22 protein-coding genes are annotated in these 20,289 nt (G+C 43.5%); 10 read left to right on the top strand and 12 right to left on the bottom strand.

What is annotated here, in order from left to right; translation table 11 throughout:
* Nucleotides 1–34: 34 nt before the first annotated feature.
* Both C8D85_RS02160 and sbcB read right to left on the bottom strand, forming a co-directional pair.
* The gene (locus C8D85_RS02160; RefSeq protein ID WP_133559718.1) at nt 35–1,060 is read right to left on the bottom strand and encodes an AI-2E family transporter; all 1,026 of its coding nucleotides are present in this window, start codon (nt 1,058–1,060) and stop codon (nt 35–37) included.
* Between the two features lie 40 nt (nt 1,061–1,100).
* Nucleotides 1,101–2,549 carry an exodeoxyribonuclease I gene (gene sbcB, locus C8D85_RS02165; protein WP_133559719.1) on the bottom strand — a complete coding sequence of 483 codons (1,449 nt, stop codon included), beginning with the start codon at nt 2,547–2,549 and terminating at the stop codon, nt 1,101–1,103.
* Between the two features lie 76 nt (nt 2,550–2,625).
* Here sbcB and C8D85_RS02170 point away from each other — a divergent pair, with 76 nt between their 5' ends.
* Nucleotides 2,626–3,129, top strand: coding sequence for a YchJ family protein (locus tag C8D85_RS02170; protein ID WP_133559720.1), 504 nt, complete (start codon nt 2,626–2,628; stop codon nt 3,127–3,129).
* Between the two features lie 92 nt (nt 3,130–3,221).
* Here C8D85_RS02170 and C8D85_RS02175 read toward each other — a convergent pair whose 3' ends face one another.
* The 3 genes from C8D85_RS02175 to C8D85_RS02185 are packed head-to-tail and all read right to left on the bottom strand — an operon-like array spanning nt 3,222 to nt 7,582.
* Nucleotides 3,222–4,292, bottom strand: coding sequence for a response regulator (locus tag C8D85_RS02175; protein WP_133559721.1), 1,071 nt, complete (start codon nt 4,290–4,292; stop codon nt 3,222–3,224).
* An 18-nt stretch (nt 4,293–4,310) separates the two neighbouring features.
* Nucleotides 4,311–7,064 (bottom strand): hybrid sensor histidine kinase/response regulator, encoded by a 2,754-nt coding sequence (locus tag C8D85_RS02180; protein ID WP_133559722.1) that lies wholly within the window; start codon nt 7,062–7,064, stop codon nt 4,311–4,313.
* Between the two features lie 8 nt (nt 7,065–7,072).
* Complete coding sequence (locus C8D85_RS02185; protein ID WP_133559723.1) at nt 7,073–7,582, bottom strand: putative pterin-binding protein; 510 nt, start codon at nt 7,580–7,582, stop codon at nt 7,073–7,075.
* A 276-nt stretch (nt 7,583–7,858) separates the two neighbouring features.
* Between C8D85_RS02185 and aroA the strand changes: the two genes are divergently transcribed.
* Together aroA and C8D85_RS02195 are read left to right on the top strand one after the other, a co-directional pair.
* The gene (gene aroA, locus C8D85_RS02190) at nt 7,859–9,136 is read left to right on the top strand and encodes a 3-phosphoshikimate 1-carboxyvinyltransferase (RefSeq protein WP_133559724.1); all 1,278 of its coding nucleotides are present in this window, start codon (nt 7,859–7,861) and stop codon (nt 9,134–9,136) included.
* Between the two features lie 129 nt (nt 9,137–9,265).
* Complete coding sequence (locus C8D85_RS02195) at nt 9,266–10,516, top strand: tyrosine-type recombinase/integrase (protein WP_133559725.1); 1,251 nt, start codon at nt 9,266–9,268, stop codon at nt 10,514–10,516.
* Here the strand turns inward: C8D85_RS02195 and moaE are convergent.
* From moaE to moaC, 3 genes are read right to left on the bottom strand one after another with little or no spacing between them, the layout of a single operon-like run.
* A complete protein-coding gene (moaE, locus tag C8D85_RS02200) occupies nt 10,513–10,962 on the bottom strand; it encodes a molybdopterin synthase catalytic subunit MoaE (RefSeq protein WP_133559726.1) in 450 nt (149 codons plus the stop codon). The genes C8D85_RS02195 and moaE overlap by 4 nt on opposite strands.
* Nucleotides 10,963–11,217 (bottom strand): MoaD/ThiS family protein, encoded by a 255-nt coding sequence (locus tag C8D85_RS02205; protein ID WP_133559727.1) that lies wholly within the window; start codon nt 11,215–11,217, stop codon nt 10,963–10,965.
* A complete protein-coding gene (moaC, locus tag C8D85_RS02210; protein WP_133559728.1) occupies nt 11,210–11,692 on the bottom strand; it encodes a cyclic pyranopterin monophosphate synthase MoaC in 483 nt (160 codons plus the stop codon). The genes C8D85_RS02205 and moaC overlap by 8 nt, the downstream gene beginning before the upstream one ends.
* Nucleotides 11,693–11,834: 142 nt before the next feature.
* Here moaC and C8D85_RS02215 point away from each other — a divergent pair, with 142 nt between their 5' ends.
* Nucleotides 11,835–13,145, top strand: coding sequence for a J domain-containing protein (locus tag C8D85_RS02215; protein WP_133559729.1), 1,311 nt, complete (start codon nt 11,835–11,837; stop codon nt 13,143–13,145).
* A 28-nt stretch (nt 13,146–13,173) separates the two neighbouring features.
* Entirely contained in the window at nt 13,174–13,938 is a 765-nt protein-coding gene (trmJ, locus tag C8D85_RS02220; protein WP_133559730.1) for a tRNA (cytosine(32)/uridine(32)-2'-O)-methyltransferase TrmJ, read from the top strand.
* A gap of 116 nt (nt 13,939–14,054) precedes the next feature.
* On the opposite strand, the gene C8D85_RS02225 is transcribed toward trmJ, so the two are convergent.
* Nucleotides 14,055–14,492: a tellurite resistance TerB family protein gene (locus C8D85_RS02225; protein ID WP_133559731.1), complete on the bottom strand. Its 438-nt coding sequence runs from the start codon at nt 14,490–14,492 to the stop codon at nt 14,055–14,057.
* Nucleotides 14,489–14,911, bottom strand: coding sequence for a DUF6942 family protein (locus C8D85_RS18265; protein WP_425324502.1), 423 nt, complete (start codon nt 14,909–14,911; stop codon nt 14,489–14,491). The genes C8D85_RS02225 and C8D85_RS18265 overlap by 4 nt, the downstream gene beginning before the upstream one ends.
* 129 nt (nt 14,912–15,040) lie before the next feature.
* Here C8D85_RS18265 and C8D85_RS02230 point away from each other — a divergent pair, with 129 nt between their 5' ends.
* The 5 genes from C8D85_RS02230 to C8D85_RS02250 all read left to right on the top strand — a co-directional run bounded on the left by C8D85_RS02230 (nt 15,041) and on the right by C8D85_RS02250 (nt 19,000).
* Nucleotides 15,041–15,439: a YeeE/YedE family protein gene (locus C8D85_RS02230; protein WP_133559732.1), complete on the top strand. Its 399-nt coding sequence runs from the start codon at nt 15,041–15,043 to the stop codon at nt 15,437–15,439.
* Between the two features lie 13 nt (nt 15,440–15,452).
* Nucleotides 15,453–15,872 (top strand): DUF6691 family protein, encoded by a 420-nt coding sequence (locus tag C8D85_RS02235; RefSeq protein ID WP_133559733.1) that lies wholly within the window; start codon nt 15,453–15,455, stop codon nt 15,870–15,872.
* A gap of 262 nt (nt 15,873–16,134) precedes the next feature.
* Nucleotides 16,135–17,301 carry a type III PLP-dependent enzyme gene (locus tag C8D85_RS02240; protein WP_133560758.1) on the top strand — a complete coding sequence of 389 codons (1,167 nt, stop codon included), beginning with the start codon at nt 16,135–16,137 and terminating at the stop codon, nt 17,299–17,301.
* A gap of 225 nt (nt 17,302–17,526) precedes the next feature.
* Nucleotides 17,527–18,360, top strand: a complete 834-nt coding sequence (locus C8D85_RS02245) for an MOSC domain-containing protein (protein WP_133559734.1) — start codon at nt 17,527–17,529, stop codon at nt 18,358–18,360.
* A 139-nt stretch (nt 18,361–18,499) separates the two neighbouring features.
* A complete protein-coding gene (locus tag C8D85_RS02250; protein ID WP_133559735.1) occupies nt 18,500–19,000 on the top strand; it encodes a Crp/Fnr family transcriptional regulator in 501 nt (166 codons plus the stop codon).
* 8 nt (nt 19,001–19,008) lie between these two features.
* Here the strand turns inward: C8D85_RS02250 and C8D85_RS02255 are convergent, their stop codons facing one another.
* The gene (locus C8D85_RS02255) at nt 19,009–19,362 is read right to left on the bottom strand and encodes a RidA family protein (RefSeq protein WP_133559736.1); all 354 of its coding nucleotides are present in this window, start codon (nt 19,360–19,362) and stop codon (nt 19,009–19,011) included.
* Nucleotides 19,363–19,680: 318 nt separating this feature from the next.
* Nucleotides 19,681–20,289, bottom strand: a complete 609-nt coding sequence (gene cobO / locus C8D85_RS02260) for a cob(I)yrinic acid a,c-diamide adenosyltransferase (RefSeq protein ID WP_133559737.1) — start codon at nt 20,287–20,289, stop codon at nt 19,681–19,683.

A 20,289-nucleotide genomic window follows, 5' to 3' on the forward strand; every position in this document is an offset into this window, starting at 1 on the left:
ATTTAACTAACCTCTACCATTTGATGAGGAAAAATTATGGATGAGCTTTTGAATCAATAAGAATCGCTAGCCATCGCATTTTAGGATTCGCCTCAAAGGCAAACTTTAAAATAATCGTTAACGGGATAGATAAAAGCATACCGACAGGCCCGAATACCCAGCCCCAAAGCATTAATGACAGGAAAACGACTAATGGCGACAAGCCAACTCCTTTCCCCATAAATTTCGGCTCAATTAGATTACCCATCACTAAATTTACCAATAAAAAGCCTAAACCGGTAATGAGTGCTTCAAAACTACCCAACTGAACGAAGGCCAAGAAGACCGCAGGGATGGCTGCTAAAATGGAGCCAATATTAGGAATGAAATTGAGTAGGAATGCGCAAACGCCCCACAATACCGGGAAATCAACGCCTACGACCCATACCCATACGCCAACAAACACACCGGTTCCAATGCTAATCAGTGTTTTAATCATCAAATAACGATTCACGGTTGCAATAAACTGATTAACCTTGGCCATTGAATGCGTAGCATCATCAAGGGCATAGCTTAATTTCTTTGGAATCTCAGCCGCTTCCAACAAAATAAACACAACGATCATGATCACAACAAACACATTGGTTAATACACTCCCAAGACTAGTAAGCGTATTGGTAAACAGTGTCATCAATGAGGATGGGTCTACATAGCCTTTAATTTGCTGATATGAAATATTGATACCTAAGTGATTAAGCTGCGCGAATATTGCTGACATTTCACTGCCAAAGCGCGTTCGGTAATTGGGGAGTTGCTTAGAAAAATCGTCCAATGAAGCGGCCACCAACAATCCAACAGACCCTAAGCAAGCCACGATTATAAGCACGATAAATACAATCGATAGCCAAGTCGGTACATGATAACGGCGCAAAGTGTTTTGCAGCGGTGAGCAAATGATCGCGATAAATACAGACAGCATAAACGGCACGACGATTTGTGATGCCTCTTTAAGGCCTGCAATGATTAGAATAAACGCCGCAATACCGACTAACCACTGTGTGGTACCTCGTGACTCGCTCATGCTCAGGTCTCTCCTTGTATATAGCTCGTGTGGCCGATTATTAATATGGATAAATGCCTTGGGCATAATCCGCTAAGTCTTGCAGCATGATGCGCTTACTATCAGGTAGACTTTCATCCAGCGCCAATTCATTAAGACGCTTAAAATATTGGTCCATGGTGATACTACCGCCGCCATCGGCTTCTAGCAGTCGTACGCGTCGATACTCCTCCCACTCTTCCCTCTGCTGACTGTTCATTTGCTCAGGATAATTTCTAGCAAGATATCTCATAAACATTTCAGGCAAACGACGATCATCAAACGTCAGTTCCAATTCCCCTAAAATATCGCTTGGGGTTGAGCGTATCTCATCCATTCGTTGTTTGTCATCACGAGAAAAGAAGCCGCCGCTATAGAGCATTAAATCTGGATCTTTGTCGATCTTTTCAAAAGCTTGCATAAAGACATTGGACAATTTAGCAGCAAGTCCAGGTGCATTTTTTAACAGTGACAAGTTTTTGCGACAAATATCACCGTCCAAATTAAGCCGTTGCACAACTTTTTCATCTTTTAGGAAAGTAGCCGGAGCCACAGCTGGACATTTATTCAAATGAATCACTTTCAGCGGCAGTCGTGTTTCTTCGGCCAATTCTTCTTTAGTCGAAAAAACGCGGCGCTGAATTTCTTCAACGGATAGATCAATTAGTGGCTGCGCATCTTCCATAAGGTCATACACAATAACACCATTTTTATTGGTGGGATGCGGCGCTAACGGAGCGACAAACGCAGCAAACTTTTTCTCAAGCCCAAACATTCCCGAGATATGCAAAAATGGCTTCATACGAACCGGGTCTACAAATTGTTGCAACGCTGATTTTTCACGCATAGCAAAGTAGTAATCGAAGAGTTTTGGGTGAGTTTCCTTAATCAACTTGGCCATGGCGATAGTGCCATGCACATCTGATAAGGCGTCATGAGCCTGTTCGTGAGCGATCCCATTTGCCTTAGTCAGATCTTCTAACTTAAACGAATAGCTTCCATCTTCTTTTTTAGGCCATTTTATGCCGTCAGGTCGCATGGCATAGGTCATGCGTACCAGATCGATAATATCCCAGCGGGAACAGCCGTTTTGCCATTCTCTTGCGTATGGGTCGATAAAGTTACGGTAGAAGCTATTACGGACCACTTCATCATCAAAGCGCAGTGTGTTGTAACCTAAAGAGCAGGTTCCTGGAACGGAAAGTTCCTGTTCAATTTGTTTAACAAACTCAGATTCTTTTAGGCCTTCTCTAATAGCATCTTGCGGCGTAATACCCGTGAGCAAGCATGCATCAGGGTGAGGTAACACATCATCAGCCAACTTACAGTAAAGCATGATGGGTTCACCGATTGGATTAAAGTCCAAATCCGTGCGAATACCAGCGAACTGCATTGGTCTATCTTTGGCGGGATCCACTCCGGTAGTTTCAAAGTCGTACCAAAAAAACGATGTTGTCGCACTGTTACTCACAAATTAGTCCTGTTCGGTTTGTTTAAAACGGGTATTATACGCATCTAAACAAGAACTTGGCGATGAAGGAATGTGAATGACTCCACCTGCTCAATGTCCCTGCGGATCAAAAGCACATTATGAAATGTGTTGTGGAATGTACCATAACAACCCTGGCACGGCTCCTACTGCCGAAGCCTTAATGCGATCACGCTACAGCGCTTTTGCACTTCAGAACTTCGACTACATTGCCAAAACCCAGAATCTGAAAGAAGACACTGGGCAAACAGCCGATGAAATACAAGACAGCAATGGTGCAACACAATGGGTTCAGCTTGAAATCATTGCTACCGAAGATGGTGGGCCAAAGGACAAAACTGGAATGGTCGAATTTGCGGCGCATTTCAAAGAAGGTTCGAATACTGGGCGTCTATCAGAGCGTTCTCTTTTCGAGAAGAAAAACGGTCAATGGTTGTACATCTCAGGTGAGCATGAAATTCAAGGCCATACTCCTTATGTTGCCCCAGATAGCGCCAAGGTTGGACGCAACGATCCTTGCGTTTGTGGGTCAGGCAAAAAGTATAAAAAATGTTGCGGCTAGACGTGCAATTTAGTTAGCAATGCACTCTGTCTAAATAGACGAATAATGTCTATTTAGACAGAACAATAAAAATATTTTCAATTACCAAATCATTACCCCCTTTCCTGCCACTCAGCCTTTACTGCTCTAATTTGATCATCTTGTGAAATGAATGCCGCAACAAGTTTGGGGTCAAATTGTTTACCAGCATTGTCTTGTAAATACTGATACGCTTCTTCGACCGTCCAAGCTGTTTTATACGGCCTCTCCATTGTTAGTGCATCAAACACATCTGCAATTGCAACGATTCGCGCAGTGAGTGGAATTTCTTCTCCTTTAAGACCTGATGGGTAACCTGAGCCATCCCACTTTTCATGGTGCCCTAATGATACTTCAGCCGCCATTTTGAACAATGGTGCTTTGCTGTTGCCGAGGATATCCGCGCCAATCACAGGATGCTGTTTCATGATATCCCATTCTTCAGGTGTCAATTTTCTTGGGGCTTTTAGAATGTTATCAGGTATCCCTATTTTTCCCGTGTCATGCATCGGCGCAGCAAGATGGATATTTTCTACATCTTGCTCACTCCACCCAAGGCTTCTAGCCAACACAGCACAATAATCAGCCATCCGCCACATATGACTTCCTGTCATTTCGTCATTATACGTGCCTGCTTCACTTAGCATTTTCACTGCCGAGTACAGAGCCTCTCTGAGCTGAGCTGTACGCTGCTCAATGATAAGGCGGTTACGTTGGTCTTGTTGTGACAGAGCAAGGTGGTTGGCAACACGAGCTAAAGTGGTCAAAGGCGTGATGGGTTTGGTAATAAAGTCCACCGCACCAACCTCGAACCCTTCTTGTTCATCTTCAATGGAGGTCATAGCTGTTATGAAAATAACGGGGATATGACAAGTAGCTGGATCTCTCTTGATGGCTTCACATACCTGATAACCATTCATCTCAGGCATCATAACGTCTAGAAGCACCAAATCGGGTTGCTGATTGGCAATAATGGACAAAGCTAACTTGCCGTTTTTAGCGACAAGAACATCATACTGTTCCTGCAAAATGCCTTTCAGAATATTAATGTTATCGGCTAAGTCATCAACGACTAATACCTTGAAACGGTTTTTAGAGCACTCAAAGCTCTCTAGCGACTCATTAAAATAATCCAAATCAATCATCGATTATCACACCTGCCTTTACAGCTCTTCTTTGAGTTTTTCTAACTGCTCAATAGCTAAATCATAGTCGTAATTGTGTATCTTATCCTGGACTCGCTTAAGCACTCGCGCATGATCTTGGTTTACTTGATGGAACAATGACTCCAAATGATCAGAAGCATCTGCTGCGCCCATCTCAAGTTCTTTAATCAACCTAGACACGGACTCAATAATCTCATTATTCGTTAGTCGTTCTTCTGCTTGTGAAGCAACAGGAGCGCCATAAAGATCATGCTGTTCGTTTAGATACACAGTGATTTGTTTCAGAAGTTCTTCTGCCGAATCACGTACACGCATTATCTGGACGGTATGTTCTTTATCGCCACTATTTCCACCTTCTGCCAGGTCCCTTTCTAATAGTGCGACTTCCGCTGCAAATTGCTCGCCTCCGATATTGGCCGCACTACCCTTAATGCTATGCAATTCATAAGAGGTTAACGGCACTTTCGAGGCTTGCTGCTGTGTGTAGGGAGTCAATAGCACAACAAATCGTTTTAGTAGTTCAAGATAACGCGCTCTTTCACCACCAACACGATATAAACCAAGGTCTGATGCAAAAATACGCTTTGGCTTGGCTGTGTTATCAGCAATATGATCAACGGTTTGCCCAACCAGCCACTCTTCTAATTTATTCAGCAATAACAATGGATCGAGTGGTTTAGTTAGAAAGTCGCTCATGCCTGAGTTCATCGCTACTTGTCGATCCGAGTCAAGCACACCCGCAGTTAGTGCTAGCACAGGAGGATGTTCGTCACCACAATGTTGAATGATGGCTTGCGTGGCTTGATAACCATCCATCACTGGCATCTGCACATCCATCAACACCAAATCAAAGGTTTCTTTTTGAACGGCGCTGACGGCCTCTTCCCCATTCTTGGCGAGCACAACCACCACACCTAGCTTTTCTAGTAAGGCGGAGGCAATCTCAGCATTGATAGGATTATCTTCGGCAAGCAAGATTTTCTTGCCCAGTAAGCTATCGCATTCGTGATATCGATCTAATGGATCGGAATCATGACCATCAATTGAGGTTTTCAGATTAATATAGCTGTTTAGTTTTGTCTTAGTCATCAGACAAACTTTTCGCCAATGGAATGCACTTTCATGGGACAGGGAGCGACCATGAACCCATACCTGCCCACTGAACCCCGCGTTAAGTAAGGCTTCGTTTGAAGGATCCATCTGACTGTAAAAGGCATCACTAATAATCAAATATTGCCCTGAGTTACCAATATGCGAGACCGTTGTAATCAGGTACTTTATTTCAAGCTCGTTTAACAATCTTTGCATTGCCACATCATCTTCTAGAGCACATAGATTGGCATTAAGAGAGATAGGCGAAGCATCACTTACTGCTGTAAGCGGTAACTCAGCGAAAAATGTGGACCCTTCGCCTAGACGACTTTCAAAGTAAATATTACCGCCCATTAACTCCACTAGACGCTTCGAAATACCCAACCCCAAGCCGGTACCGCCATACAATCTGGTTGTGCTGGTATCTGCCTGACTGAAGCCCTCGAAAATATCGTTATCAGATTTGATACCAATCCCCGTATCAGAGAAGGTAAATTTCAAATGATTCTCTTCTTGGCTGACGAATAGCGATACAGAGCCTGAGTTAGTAAATTTCACCGCATTACCAAGAATGTTTACCAATATTTGCTTAAGGCGGGTGGCATCCCCCTTCCAAATATCAGCTAAAGCAAAGTTTCTTGAAACCGAAAAATCTAAATGCTTATCTTCTGCCGACGTTCTGCATATTTGATAGCTGTACTCTAAGATCTCGTCTAAAGAAAATGGCGCAGACTCTAATTGAAGCTTACCTGCTTCAACTTTCGAAAAGTCCAATATGTCATTGATAATCAAAAGTAGATTATTTGCAGAACTCTGAATCTTAGAAACATAGTTGCGTTGTTTGGGCTGTAAGTCTGAATCCAAAACAAGGTGAGACATACCCAAGATAGCATTCATTGGCGTTCTGATTTCATGGCTCATCGTTGCCAAGAAGTCTGATTTAGCTCGAGTTGCCGCTTGTGCCGCCGTCGCTGTTTGCTGTAACTCATTCGCCAATTGTTTAGTCTGATTATAGGTTTTGATACCTTCTTTAACTTGTCGAATCAACATGCCAATAATGAGCACCATAACCAGCGTTAGAGCTGCGACTAATATCCCTAAATAGTGATAAAGTGTCGCCATACTATTTCGTTGAGTTACTTTTTCAGCAGAGCGACGCTCTAAGGCACTAAATACAACCGCCTCACTTGTTTCAAGCAGCTTCTCAACTTGATCAATCATCATTTGTTTATCGATACTCTTTGGATCATCGACAAACAATATTGCATCAATTGAATCCATGCTTGATCTAAGCTGAGCTCGGTACTCATCAGCATGAGCTAGATCATTGAACAGGTGCTTAAGTTGACCAGCAGAAATGATGTTTAAACGACTGTATAAAATGTCAAAGCGTAGCTGTGCTTCGTCCAGACGATCATATTCTTCAGCAGCGGTCTTAGAGTCGATAAACAGCCTAACTGAATTACGAAACTTTAGAGCTTCCCGGTCAAGCTGATAAGAGGCCCATAATGCATCCTCTTCAGCTGCAGATAGAAGTGCTTTCTGGCGTTCCAAAAGTTGCATGTAAAGAAGCACGACAACCACCAAAAATACAGCGGCCGCCGTCACTAATACGCTTAAAAAGCGTCCATATCTGAACTTAAGAAACGCCCACTTCATCTAATGACCTACTCGACAGTGATGCTTTTGACTTGCCAAACAGAACGGTTATGTATTACTTCGTTGTTGAGAGATGGGTCCTTAGCGAAAGGGTATAAAACAAATACCGGGCCTTTGTCTCTGACTGACATACGCTTGCCATTCATATCCATTGCCAGCATGACATCATGATCGTAAGCATCTTTAGAGGGGACATTTGCAGTGTAGTCATTCAACGCTGTAACCGCTAAGTTACTTCCGTTCGCCCCAACCGCTTCTAACAAAGACTTGAGAGATGGTCCATTAAATGTATTGATGCCCTCCGTCCAAGGGGTATCGGTCATCAGCTCTTGCTTTCCAAGTGCCATGAGCATTTCGCGATCAAACTGAGCTCCGAATGAGCTATTTGTCTCGGATATGTTGCCCGACACCGTTAAAATAACGCGCCCCTTAGGTGCCTCAAGCGCAAAACTAGTATTGGCGACGAGCAACGTACCCACAGCAACAAAAATAAGCGTTTTCTTCAGTGTTATGGTCATGGCAACTTACCTCACATGGTGGTTGGCTAGTGATTGCATTCAGTGAATACTATAGGCCCTCAACCTGTGCAGTCATTGACATGTTACCAATCTTTACGCAATCACAACCCAGCTATACGAACCATTAAACACAATGTGTACAAACATTAATCAAGACCATTAATAAGCTCGCAAAACGGTTGCAGTCAGCCACGAGTAAACGTATCGTACGAAGAAATGTAAGAAAATAACGAAGTTGTATTTTGATACCTCACTTCCTTTGGTATGGATAGATTCATGAACTCCCTAACACTTGGTCCCCTTAATAGCGCCAACGGCGAAATCCAAATCCCTGGTTCGAAAAGCTTATCAAACCGTATTCTCCTGCTTGCAACACTTGCAAAAGGCACTACTAAAATCACAAATTTGCTAGACAGTGATGACATTAAGCACATGCTGAATGCACTTAAGACCATGGGAGTGAGCTATCAACTGGAAGATGAAGGTCGCACTTGTATTTTAGAAGGCCTTGGCGGTCCAATAAATGTTGAAAATGCTGATCTGTTCCTAGGTAACGCTGGTACAGCAATGCGCCCGCTGACAGCAGCATTATGCCTTGGCACAGGTGAATACCGTTTGCACGGTGAACCACGTATGCATGAGCGCCCAATTGGTGATTTGGTGGATGCGCTAGTAGATCTAGGTGTTGATGTTCAATACGAGGATAACAAAGACTATCCTCCGCTTTTGATCAAAGCTAATGGTATCCAAGGTGGTGAAGTATCGATAAAAGGCAATATTTCTAGCCAATTCCTGACAGCTCTTTTGATGAGTGCGCCATTAGCAAAAGGTGACTTAACCATTAAAGTTGATGGTGAACTGGTTTCCAAGCCATACATCGACATTACATTGTCTGTCATGAAGCAGTTTGGTGTAGAAGTTGAGAATCAAAATTACGAAGCATTTGTGATCAAAGGCAACCAGACTTACCAAAGCCCTGGCGAAATCATGGTGGAAGGTGATGCTTCCTCTGCTTCTTACTTCCTTGCGGCAGCAGCGATTGCTGGCGGCAAAATTAAAGTTCATGGTGTTGGTTCTGAAAGCGTACAAGGCGACGTCAAATTTGCTGAAGTGCTTGAAAAAATGGGCGCAAAAATCACATACGGCCCAACATGGATTGAATCGGAGCGTGGTGAGTTAAATGGCATTGATATGGATATGAACCACATTCCTGATGCTGCGATGACTATTGCGACAACCGCGTTGTTTGCTAAAGGCCCAACAACGATTCGTAATATCTACAACTGGCGCGTAAAAGAAACCGACCGTTTGTACGCCATGGCAACTGAGCTTAAGAAGCTTGGTGCGGATGTGGTAGAAGGTGAAGACTACATCACGGTCACGCCTGTTGAGACTTTACAGCATGCGGCTATCGATACTTACAACGATCACCGTATTGCGATGTGTTTCTCTTTGGTTGCTTTTTCAGACACACCTGTAACGATCAATGACCCAGGCTGTACATCAAAAACCTTCCCGACTTACTTTGACCTATTCAATAGCATCACAGAGTAATCTGAATAAAATTTATTTAAGGCCAGCATTGCTGGCCTTTTTTATAATTATGCTAAACCACTGTTATTCAATCATTTTTCTTTTCCATGCTAGAATGCAAGGACTTACTTGAAGCGAAGAATGATTCAAATGTCTGCTCCACTTCCGTTAATTGACAACTTAGAACACTTGCCTAATCCATTTACACAGTTTCATGGTATTTTGGGACCTTTGCAAAACGATATCCCGCAACTTAGCAAAGTGGATTACCAGCGAGACTTACAATTAGCGCTTTGTTTTATTTACAGTTACAACGGTTCTCAAGCAACTTTTAATTCTTATCGTCGTGAAGTAGAGAGACTCTTGCTTTGGGCTTGGTTTGTCGTTGAATCACCCGCTCTGGCACTGCGCCGAGATCAAATCGAAGAATTTATCCATTTCTGTAATGCGCCACCAGAAGATTGGATTGGCACTAAAAACGTAGCTCGCTTTAAAAACAAAATGGGGGAACGAGTCCCTAATGATGAATGGCGTCCATTTGTCGCACACGTTTCCAAACTGGACTTTCGCAACGGCCAAGTGCCATTGTCACAGCAATATTCCCTATCACAAGCGGCTATTCGTGCCACCTTCTCTATTTTATCGTCTTACTACGGATTTTTAATGCAAGAAGAGGCGGTGCAACAAAACCCCGTCGCTTTGATCCGCCAAAAAAGTAAGTTTGTTAAGAAGGAAGTCACGCGCCGCCAAGTTCGACGCATCTCTAATTTACAATGGGATTATGTCATTGAAACCGCTGAATTAATGGCTGAAGAAGACCCTGCCACCCATGAACGCACTTTGTTCATTATGAATGCACTACTTGGGATGTATCTGCGTATTTCTGAATTGGTCGCGGATGAACGATCAGCGCCAATTATGGGAGATTTCATTAAAGACGCTGATGGTAACTGGTGGTTCAAGGTTTTATCGAAAGGCAATAAAGAGCGCTTGGTAAGCGTTTCGGATGAAATGCTTAACGCGCTGATTCGCTATCGCCGTTTTCGCCAGCTTCCAGATTTACCAACCGTGGCTGAGCAAACCGCCCTCATTCCGAAAACTCGTGGGCAAGGCGCTATGACCAGCTCTCGACAAGTGCGCAATATCGTACAACATTGTTTTGATCAGGCTTTCTATCGTATGTGTGATGATGGCCTAAAATCTGACGCGGAAGATCTAAGGGTGGCTACAGTTCACTGGTTACGTCATACCGGTATTTCAGAAGACGTGAAAGTTCGGCCTAAAGAGCACGTTCGTGAGGACGCTGGCCACGCAAGCATGGCCACGACTGATCGATACATAGATACGGAATACCGCGAACGACATGCCAGCGGTCGCAAAAAGCCGCTTCGACCACATTAATCTATACGCCACCTATCGAGACTGGCCTCATCACTTGCTTTTGCTTCCACCCACTGCTCTCCTTCTGGAGTGACCTCTTTTTTCCAGAAGGCAGCACGGCTTTTTAAATAATCCATAATAAAGTCACAAGCAGCAAAGGCTTCCGCTCGGTGAGCTGATGAAACACCGACGAAAACGATCTGGTCGTCAACTGATAACTTACCAATGCGGTGTACGACTTTTACATCTAATAGCGTCCAGCGCTGATTTGCCTCTGCGACGATTTTTTCTAGATTATGCTCAGTCATACCTGGGTAGTGCTCAAGTATGAAGCTTGATTGAGCGGGATCATCGCTAAAATCACGAACCCGCCCAACAAACATTGCAACCGCACCTGTTTTGTTTGCTACGCAAAGCGAGTCATATAAAGACTGAACATCAAAGTCTTGTTCTTGAACGGCGATCATTTATCCCCCTGTTACTGGTGGGAAGAAAGCCAGCTCTCGCACTTTGGCTGGGTCAACCAGGTCATCGTCACGGGCAAAATCAAAATCAATCGCTGCTTTGACCTTTTCTTCAAGCAAAATAGACTGCCCTAACTCTTCAGCTAGGCGCTGTTTAATCTGCAGAATAGTAAGTGGCGTTTCCAATAACAGTTCGAGCTCATCGCACTTCATGGCTTCACGCAACGATGCAAAAAAGACAATTTTGATATTAGCCATTATTTACGCTCCAAGAGCCACTTTTGCCACCATGTTTTTCTAACAAAGATGTCTCTACAATGGTGATCCCTTTATCTACCGCTTTACACATGTCATATAAGGTTAATGCCGCGACGCTTGCTCCCGTTAATGCTTCCATCTCGACGCCCGTTTTTCCACTCAAAGCGCAGGTACATAGAATCTCAATTCGACAATCATCCAGCACATTAATCCCTACCGTTATTTTCGTCAGCATTAGCGGGTGACACAAAGGAATCAATTCTGGCGTTTTCTTGGCAGCTTGAATGCCGGCAATACGAACCGTAGCCAACACATCACCTTTTGGTAGACCACCTTCAATCACCTTTTTAAGCGTCTCAGGCAACATTTTTACAACAGATCGAGCGGTTGCAGTACGCTTAGTAACGTCTTTATCACTCACATCAATCATGTGTGCATTGCCATTACTGTCTAGGTGGGTCAAAGTTTCGCTCATGGGCTTTCGCTCTTGCCTGTTATTCAATGAAAAACGTTTATAGTCGCAAAACTTCAGCACAAATCAAGGCTTAAGATGTCATTGGGTTTGTGCTTGGACGTTATTGAGGCATAATGATTTGAAATTGACGTAAGTTGACCCTATGAGCCTGATCGACGATTTTAACCTTCTTGAATTACCGACTAATGCAACGGAGCAGGATGCTAAAGCCGCATACCGTCGTTTAGCACGTCGTTACCATCCAGATAAAAACCCTGACCAAGATACCACAGAACATTTTCAACGAATTCATGACGCCTACCAAAATGTCTTAACAGCGATTAAGCGCAGTCAAGGTCAAGATTGGAAGCCCTATGCGTTTACCGAAAAGGCCAGTAGCCGCAACACCTCTGGGTTTGAGCGTTACGAGTTTGAAAGCGATGCCAAACAACGTGAATACGTAAAAGAGCAACAACGCGCTTACGAAGAAATGAAACGCGGCAATGCACAACAGGAGCGAGCTCGCGAAGAGGCGCTTCGTAATGCTCGTAGCACTTTACACCAACGTCGCATGAATGCTTTATATGAGGAAATGCGCAAAGCTGAGTCAGGCCAGCCCAAAGCAGAATTTGATCAAGATACCTTTAATCGTTATGCCGAGGACTATACTTCATCTGACGAAGCTTTTTATGCAGATTCTGACTCAAGTTTTGATCGTGAGCCAAATGCTAAAGCTTCGAGCATGCCACCAAGAGTAAAGCCTTTTAGACGAAGCGCAGCGAAAGCCGCTTTTATTGCCAGTACATATTTAGCGACCTTTGCGATGGGGATCTATAGCGCCCATTATTGGAACAATCTGTTTACTCAAGAGCAAACCTTTGAGCAGTCTTATATCAGTGGACTCTACCCACAATTCCAATTGGGAGATCACTACACTCTAAAAGATACTCGGCTGTTTACAGAGCCAAGCGTCGCCTCACAAATCAAACAAACCATCTCTGCTTTACAAGATGTAGAAGTCGTTCAAGCACAAGGCGACTGGTACACACTGAGTTATTCAGGTAATACTGGATGGTCAAAAGCGGAGAATTTTGGTTTTGGTCAATCTAGCTTTGCGCAGCAAACAGGCTGCCTCGGCCACCCAGGAGTAGCCCCAGTTCACGGGGAAGTGATTGGCAAGGCTAGCGGCTCCAGTCGATTGAGGATTCTGAACCAATTGCCTGAAGCCAGCATATTAAAATTTGAGTCCTTAGATGGTCTCCCCCCGTTTTCTGTGTACTTACACGCCAACCAACCTTTTGCGGCTAATTTCATACCGAAAGGAAACTACCGGTTGGTGTTAGAGACGGGTTCCCTGTATCATCAGGCTTGTCAGCGTTTCCTATTCAATGAGCAGCAACGTACCGTGCTCGAACAAGTTAGTTTCGCCAGCACCGAGCAAACGCTCACCTTGAGAAACCTCAACACTCCGTAATCTGATAACGTAAACGAGTTACCATTTCATGCTTAGCAATATTCGCATTGTACTGATCAATACCTTCCATCCTGGCAACATCGGCGCTATTGCACGCGCTATGAAAAACATGGGCTTAAGTAACCTGTATTTGGTTGATCCAAATGACTACCCATCAGAAGAAGCAACAAGCCGTGCGGCAGGTGCTGTGGATCTGTTAGAAAATGCGACCATTGTGAACACTCTTGAAGAAGCGATTTCTGACTGTAGCTTAGTGATTGGTACCAGTGCTCGTCATCGTACCTTCCAGCTGCCTATCATGAATGCTCGTGAGTGTGCTGAAACCGTTATCCCAGAAGCAAAAGAACACAATATTGCGATCTTATTTGGCCGCGAAACGATGGGGCTTTTAAATGAAGAAATCGCCCAGTGCCATCGTCAGGTATACATCGATGCAAACGATGAATACCCTGTACTTAACATTTCCCAAGCGGTGCAGATCGTAGCCTATGAAATCTGGATGGCTCATCAGAATGAGCAAGTGCATGAGAAGACCGTTCCAGAATACCCACGTAAAAAAGAAATGGACTTGTTTTACGAGCACCTTGAAGAAACTTTATATGGTATTAACTTCGTTGTTCGTAACCACCCTGGTAAGGTACTCGACAAACTTAAACGATTCTTCAACCGCTCGCGTCCAGAGAAACAAGAATTGGGGATTCTACGTGGTGTTCTAGCTGCGGTTGATCGTGAGGCTGGCCTGAATGAAGGCATGAGTCACGAAGCGAAGAAAACCAAAGAAGAACAGGAATAGACCGCACTCAAAGGGGTCAGATCCCTTCAACACAGAGTCTTTTGGAAATATTCAAATGATTTCGGTGTATAAGGGATCTGACCCCTAAGATATTCATAAGTGTCAGCTCGTCCAAGTTATTTCATTTCTTCAAGCACTGCCAATTTAGCTTGTATAAACTCAGAGTGTTGCATAAACAAAAGCTCACTGATTTTGCGAATACGGTGATCTTCATGCGCATCCAAGTTTCCATCCGCATAAGCTACTCGCCATAAGCATTTCAAGAGTTCAAATTTCTGCTCTAGGCTTGCCTGCTCATTAATGACTTTAGTGAATTGATAAGCGTCGTTAGCATCATGAATGGTATTTTTAACGTCATCAAATAGGCGATCAATATCTTCACCCAAGTCACTTACTGATTTTATTGCCTCTTTGGCTGATTGTTCTTCACTTGGGTGAATTTCATCATCAGCAATCACTACTTCAAGTAATAGAGCAGCAACCGCTTTTTGATAGCTGATTGGATCTGCAACGGTGTCTGTAGAGCTAAATAGTTTTTTTAACGCATTGATCATGAAGAAACCTTAAGTCTTGTTTTTAACGCTTCAATAAGTACATTTGGGAATTGGCGGTAGTCCAAATACGGGCTCCATATATATGAGCCAGATAGATAAACAGCATGCTTTCTACATACGATTTGCTCTGCATCTTGCGGAATGGGCATCTGTTCGAGAAATGTTTTGCCCACAATAACTGTACATTCACCCTTCAAAGGCAGCTCATCGGCACTGAAGCAGAGCTTCGCCCTTTCCCATATATATTGATCTCTAACTATACGCCAATCTTCACCAGGTTCAGTAAGCAACTTTGCAATGATTGTGAGTATTTTACGCCAGTGATTGCCATTGAGTTCAATCAACTGTGTAGGAGCACAGTCTAAGTAACTATCACAGGTGTCTGGTAGGATCGGGGCGTTTGGTATTAAGAAAATCATTAGTCGTATAGGTGGTTTTGAGAGTTACAAAATTCTAACTTTTTGACCAATAAATTGCTTCATAAAAGCTAGTAAATGCCTTTATATTAGATTATTCTTATTTAAATGGTTTTATATGAGGTATTATTTATGGAGTCCTTTTCACTCCCACTATTAGGTGGCTTGCTTATTGGTCTTACGACCGCCGCTTACCTTCTTCTAACAGGAAAGGTGGTGGGGATCAGTGGCATTCTGGCCCAAGCTTTATTTAGCAGAGATCGATTGCTTCCCTTTCTCTTTGTCATTGGCTTAATCCTAGGCGGAAGTGCTTACGGGATTTTTGTGGAACCATCGCAACCCTTCCCTGAAATGAGAAGCCCAATACTGCTGATCATATCAGGCCTTTTAGTGGGTTATGGAACACGTTTAGGTAGTGGCTGCACCAGTGGTCATGGTGTTTGTGGGATTTCACGACTTTCACCTCGATCATTGGTTGCGACGGCGATATTCATGACCACTGCGATAATAACCGTTTTGCTAACCAAGTAGCTGGAGCTTTACTATGTACGCAATCATTACATTCCTTACTGGCCTTCTATTTGGATTAGGATTGGCAGTATCTGAAATGACGAACCCAGCTGTAGTCATTGGTTTCTTGGATATATTTGGAGAGTGGAACCCGTCTTTGATTTTTGTGATGGGTGGTGCGGTTTCTATTGGAATGATTGGCTATGTCATTCGAAATAGACGTTCAAAGCCTTGGCTTGCAGATAAGTGGTACGTCCCTACGCGACGTGATATCGATAAGAACTTGGTATTAGGGGCAGGACTCTTTGGCATCGGTTGGGGGCTAAGCGGCTACTGCCCAGGCCCTGGTTTGACCGCATTAACCAATAACCCAATGGAAGGTGTGTATTTCGTTGGCGCATTAATCACAGGTTCTGCACTTTTTCACTTTCAAAACCATCGAAATAATAGTTAGAACTCTATACACTAAAGGCTCTTCGGGGCCTTTTTTTCTACCTGAAAAAAAGATAAAAATTTACTTGACGTGAAATTCATTGCGCCTTAAATTTCGCCTCGCGTCGTTGCTGAACATATTCCGCACCGCTTCAACTGCTGCGCTAGTCGCTTAAGGCTTAAAATGCCGGATAAGTAACAGCTACAAGTAGGATGGGGGGAGGTAAAGGCGTATTTTTCGGATTATGTTTTCTCAAAATAAGGAGCAATGCGCCATGTCAATGATGCCTATTGATGTACATTCTTTTTACACACCTGAACAATTCAAACGCTTGAAGTCTTTGGCTGACACAAAGGAAACCCCTTTTGTTGTAATCGATACTAAAATGATCGACGAAGCGTATACTGAATTGGCAAAAGGCTTTCCTACTGCTGATATCTTTTACGCAATTAAAGCCAACCCAGCACCAGAAATTTTAACGCTTTTACGTGATCGCGGTTCAAACTTTGACGTTGCTTCACGCTACGAGCTAGACAAGTTACTTGCTATTGGTGGTGTAAAACCTGAGCAAGTTAGCTACGGCAACACAATCAAAAAAGCCCAAGACGTTCGTTACTTTTACGAGAAAGGCGTGCGTATGTTTGCAACAGACTCAGAAGCTGACCTTCGTAATATTGCGAAAGCTGCTCCTGGATCGCGTGTTTACGTTCGCATTCTAACAGAAGGCACTGTATCAGCTGACTGGCCGTTGTCCCGTAAATTCGGTTGCCGTCCGGACATGGCTATGGATCTATTGATTTTGGCTAAAGAGCTAGGTCTAGAACCATACGGTGTATCATTCCACGTTGGTTCTCAGCAACGAGATATCGGCGCATGGGATGCAGCGATCGCCAGCGTTAAAGTGATTTTTGAACGTCTAAAGAGTGAAGACAACATCACTCTAAAAATGATTAATATGGGTGGTGGTTTCCCTGCGAACTACATCAGCCGTACCAATGATCTTGCTACCTATGCTGAAGAAATCACTCGATTCTTGGAAGAAGATTTTGGTGATGATATGCCGCGAATTATCCTAGAGCCAGGTCGCTCTTTGATTTCTAATGCGGGTATCTTGGTAAGTGAAGTGGTATTGATTTCTCGTAAGTCACACACTGCACTTAACCGTTGGATCTTCACTGATGTTGGTAAGTTCTCAGGCTTGATTGAAACGTTGGATGAATCGATCAAATATCCTATTCACGTTGAGAAAACAGGTGAGCTTGAAGAGGTTATCATTGCAGGACCAACCTGTGACAGCGCCGATATCATGTACGAACACTACAAGTACGGTCTACCATTGAATCTTGCTATCGGTGATCGCTTGTACTGGTTATCTACAGGTGCGTACACCACCACTTACAGTGCAGTAGAGTTTAACGGCTTCCCTCCGCTAAAATCTTACTACATCTAATACAATTACCTTGAATTAGGTAACAGACCGGCCCCCTGTGATGTATCAACATCACAGGGGGCCGCTTTGTTTGTGGGCTGCACGCATTTTTACAAAGGGTCAGATCCCTTTTCTAGAATGATTGAAAACATTACATAAGCGCTCTTATAAGGGATCTGACCCCTAGACCTCTATCGGTCAATACCTTTAAGATAACTTAACGCTCATTTCATCTAAGGATTATTCGTGTCTCTGCAAGTCTCTCAATTAGCCGTTTACCCTTTAAAATCTTGTAAAGTTATTCCATTGAACTCATCTAGGGTCACATTATCTGGATTAGAGTTTGATCGACGTTATATGTTAATTGATGAAAAAGGGCTATTTTTAACGGCGCGAGACTACCCAGCTCTAACACTTATCGAAGCAAGCATTTCTGGTACTACGCTTTCCTTAAGCCACCCAGAACAGTCTGTCGGCATCTCGATCAATCCAGATCAATTTGATGATCACTACGTCAATACTGAGATCTGGGAAACGCCCGTTAGTGGGCAATTAACCAGCAGCCAATTTGATACTTGGTTTAGCGAATTACTCAATCTGCCCGTAAAGCTTGTCTATTTTGGTGATCAGTCCGAGCGCTTTACAAGTCGCAGACCGGATCTTCCTGTAGCTTTTGCTGACGGCTACCCTTTCCTATTGACCACTGAAGCATCGCTTAAAGACTTAAACAACAGCGGCCCTCAAGTAAATGAGATGGAACGTTTTCGACCAAATATCGTCATCACTGGCAATGAGCCCTTTGCCGAAGATACTTGGAAGAGAATTCGAATTGGCAATGTGGTTTTTGAAAATGTTAAGCCCTGTGAACGCTGTATCTTTACCACATTAGACCCAAATACTGCTGAAAGAAGCCGCAAGGGAGAGCCCCTTAAAACGCTTGCTAAATTTCGCTTAATTGCAAAAGAAGGTGTTACGTTTGGTGTAAACCTAGTTGCTGAAAATGAAGGCACTATCCATGTTGGTGATGAAGTAGAGATATTAGAGTTTCAGCAGGCATATCCTTACAAAGACAAACGTTAAGTCATTTTATTAACACTCTGAGTACATTCCTGCTCTCAAGTTGTAGCAAACGATTACGGTTTGCTACGAATCTCTATGCAAACTACATGGTTAAAGGCCTGTAACGGACATATGCTGTAAACAAAGGGAGGTGATTGTTATGAATACAGTCAACACTAAAAACTGCCCTTACGATCTGACAGCAGATACGTTAAAGACAGGTTCTATATTTGGTGCACTCAGTGCTTCAGCGATCGATTACTTGGTTAATCGTGGAAAAATGATTCATTTGGAGCAAGGTGAGCAACTATTTTCAGATGGCGATAAAGGCGACAGCTTTTTCATCATCATTGAAGGCACTTTGAGCTATTACCGAGAGAAGAACAATGCCTCTTCACTCATACGACAGGTGACATTTGGACAAGCGTTAGGTTATGTCACTATGGTTTCACTGTCTGCTCGTAATGGTTACGCGATAGCAGATACAGATGCCGTGTTACTTGAAATTGATTACTCGGCATTCGGCGAGTTCCATGATCGATTCGCCTTTGATTTTGGGATTTTGATACTGAATTTATCAAGAGATATGGCTCGCAACATCCAAATATTGAGCCATACTATTGCCGACGCTGGAATCAGCGTCGACCTTAGCAAACACTAACTAAAAGGTTATTTCTCAGCAGCAACCACTGAGATCTCAACCAACAACTCTGCTCGCGCCAGGCGTGCTTCGACACAAGCACGTGCTGGTGCATGACCTTCTGGTACCCATGCATCCCAAACAGCGTTCATGGCAGCGAAGTCTTTCATATCACGAAGGTAAACCGTCGCAGAAAGCATATGTTCACGGCTAGAACCAGCTTGCTCAAGCAGTGCATCCACTTTATCTAGCATAGTTTGAGTTTGCTCAGAAATATCAGTATTTGCATCCGCAGCAACTTGGCCACACAAAAACACCATTCCGTTATGCTTAACAATACGGCTCATACGCTGACCAACTTCTTGACGCTCGATAGCTGCCATGACCACTTCTCCAATAAGTTAAAAACGCTATGATACCAATCTAACTGCAGTTTATTTGACTAAAATAATCAATCAGATCAGATTTTTATCCCTAATATTATGGATAAATCGAAATTACGACCTTATTTGAATTGGGGGGAATTAGCTTAAGGGGTCAGACCCCTTTCCCTGAAGCAATTAGCATTGAAAGATAACCTTACAAGGGATCTGACCCCTAGGAGAGGATCGCTGACATGAGTCAGCTCGTACGACTCGGATCCTTCCGGGGAAGCAAGGCTTTTATCGCTGGATGCAAACCGCTCACAACCAACGCAATCACTAAAATTCCAGCCCTTTCTGGGCTTTAATGCCTCGCTTGAAAGCGTGTTTGATTTCTTTGATTTCACTAACGGTGTCGGCAAGTTCAATCAGCTCATCGCTTGCACCACGGCCTGTCACAACAAGGTGCTGCATTTCTGGTCGCTCCATAAGCGCTTTGAGGACTCTATCGGCTTCTAGATATTCATAATGAAGTAAGTAGGTGAGCTCATCTAACACAACAAGATTATAGCTTTCATCTTGAAGTAGTTGTTCTGCTTTCTCCCAGGTCAACTTAGAGCTTTCGATGTCTTTCTCACGGTTTTGGCTTTCCCAAGTAAAACCAGTTTCCATGATGTGCCAAGTAACATTTGGATGAGACTTAAAGAAATCAATCTCGCCAGTGTTCCATTCACCTTTTAGAAATTGCACGACACCGACTTTCATATCATGCCCCAATGCACGTGCAACCATGCCTAATGCAGAGCTAGACTTCCCTTTACCATTGCCTGTAAGCAGTACAAAGGTACCCTTTTCTTCTTGGGCTTTCGCAATTCGTTTGTCGACATGCTCTTTAATTTTCTTCATGCGTTCTGCATGTTTTTCAGGATCATGAATTGCTTTTGCCAT

Source organism: Marinomonas communis, assembly GCF_004363305.1.
In the GTDB taxonomy this organism is placed as follows: domain Bacteria; phylum Pseudomonadota; class Gammaproteobacteria; order Pseudomonadales; family Marinomonadaceae; genus Marinomonas; species Marinomonas communis.

Excerpts from the sequence above, each read along its gene's own strand:
- C8D85_RS02250 (WP_133559735.1), top strand. The coding sequence starts at position 18,500 with ATGAATACAGTCAACACTAAAAACTGCCCTTACGATCTGACAGCAGAT.
- C8D85_RS02255 (WP_133559736.1), bottom strand. The coding sequence starts at position 19,362 with ATGGCAGCTATCGAGCGTCAAGAAGTTGGTCAGCGTATGAGCCGTATT.
- moaE (WP_133559726.1), bottom strand. The coding sequence starts at position 10,962 with ATGATCGCCGTTCAAGAACAAGACTTTGATGTTCAGTCTTTATATGAC.
- aroA (WP_133559724.1), top strand. The coding sequence starts at position 7,859 with ATGAACTCCCTAACACTTGGTCCCCTTAATAGCGCCAACGGCGAAATC.
- C8D85_RS02215 (WP_133559729.1), top strand. The coding sequence starts at position 11,835 with ATGAGCCTGATCGACGATTTTAACCTTCTTGAATTACCGACTAATGCA.
- C8D85_RS02205 (WP_133559727.1), bottom strand. The coding sequence starts at position 11,217 with ATGGCTAATATCAAAATTGTCTTTTTTGCATCGTTGCGTGAAGCCATG.
- C8D85_RS02170 (WP_133559720.1), top strand. The coding sequence starts at position 2,626 with ATGACTCCACCTGCTCAATGTCCCTGCGGATCAAAAGCACATTATGAA.
- C8D85_RS02175 (WP_133559721.1), bottom strand. The coding sequence starts at position 4,292 with ATGATTGATTTGGATTATTTTAATGAGTCGCTAGAGAGCTTTGAGTGC.
- C8D85_RS02180 (WP_133559722.1), bottom strand. The coding sequence starts at position 7,064 with ATGAAGTGGGCGTTTCTTAAGTTCAGATATGGACGCTTTTTAAGCGTA.
- C8D85_RS18265 (WP_425324502.1), bottom strand. The coding sequence starts at position 14,911 with ATGATTTTCTTAATACCAAACGCCCCGATCCTACCAGACACCTGTGAT.
- cobO (WP_133559737.1), bottom strand. The coding sequence starts at position 20,289 with ATGGCAAAAGCAATTCATGATCCTGAAAAACATGCAGAACGCATGAAG.
- C8D85_RS02235 (WP_133559733.1), top strand. The coding sequence starts at position 15,453 with ATGTACGCAATCATTACATTCCTTACTGGCCTTCTATTTGGATTAGGA.
- C8D85_RS02225 (WP_133559731.1), bottom strand. The coding sequence starts at position 14,492 with ATGATCAATGCGTTAAAAAAACTATTTAGCTCTACAGACACCGTTGCA.
- trmJ (WP_133559730.1), top strand. The coding sequence starts at position 13,174 with ATGCTTAGCAATATTCGCATTGTACTGATCAATACCTTCCATCCTGGC.
- C8D85_RS02185 (WP_133559723.1), bottom strand. The coding sequence starts at position 7,582 with ATGACCATAACACTGAAGAAAACGCTTATTTTTGTTGCTGTGGGTACG.
- C8D85_RS02160 (WP_133559718.1), bottom strand. The coding sequence starts at position 1,060 with ATGAGCGAGTCACGAGGTACCACACAGTGGTTAGTCGGTATTGCGGCG.
- moaC (WP_133559728.1), bottom strand. The coding sequence starts at position 11,692 with ATGAGCGAAACTTTGACCCACCTAGACAGTAATGGCAATGCACACATG.
- C8D85_RS02230 (WP_133559732.1), top strand. The coding sequence starts at position 15,041 with ATGGAGTCCTTTTCACTCCCACTATTAGGTGGCTTGCTTATTGGTCTT.
- C8D85_RS02240 (WP_133560758.1), top strand. The coding sequence starts at position 16,135 with ATGCCTATTGATGTACATTCTTTTTACACACCTGAACAATTCAAACGC.
- C8D85_RS02195 (WP_133559725.1), top strand. The coding sequence starts at position 9,266 with ATGTCTGCTCCACTTCCGTTAATTGACAACTTAGAACACTTGCCTAAT.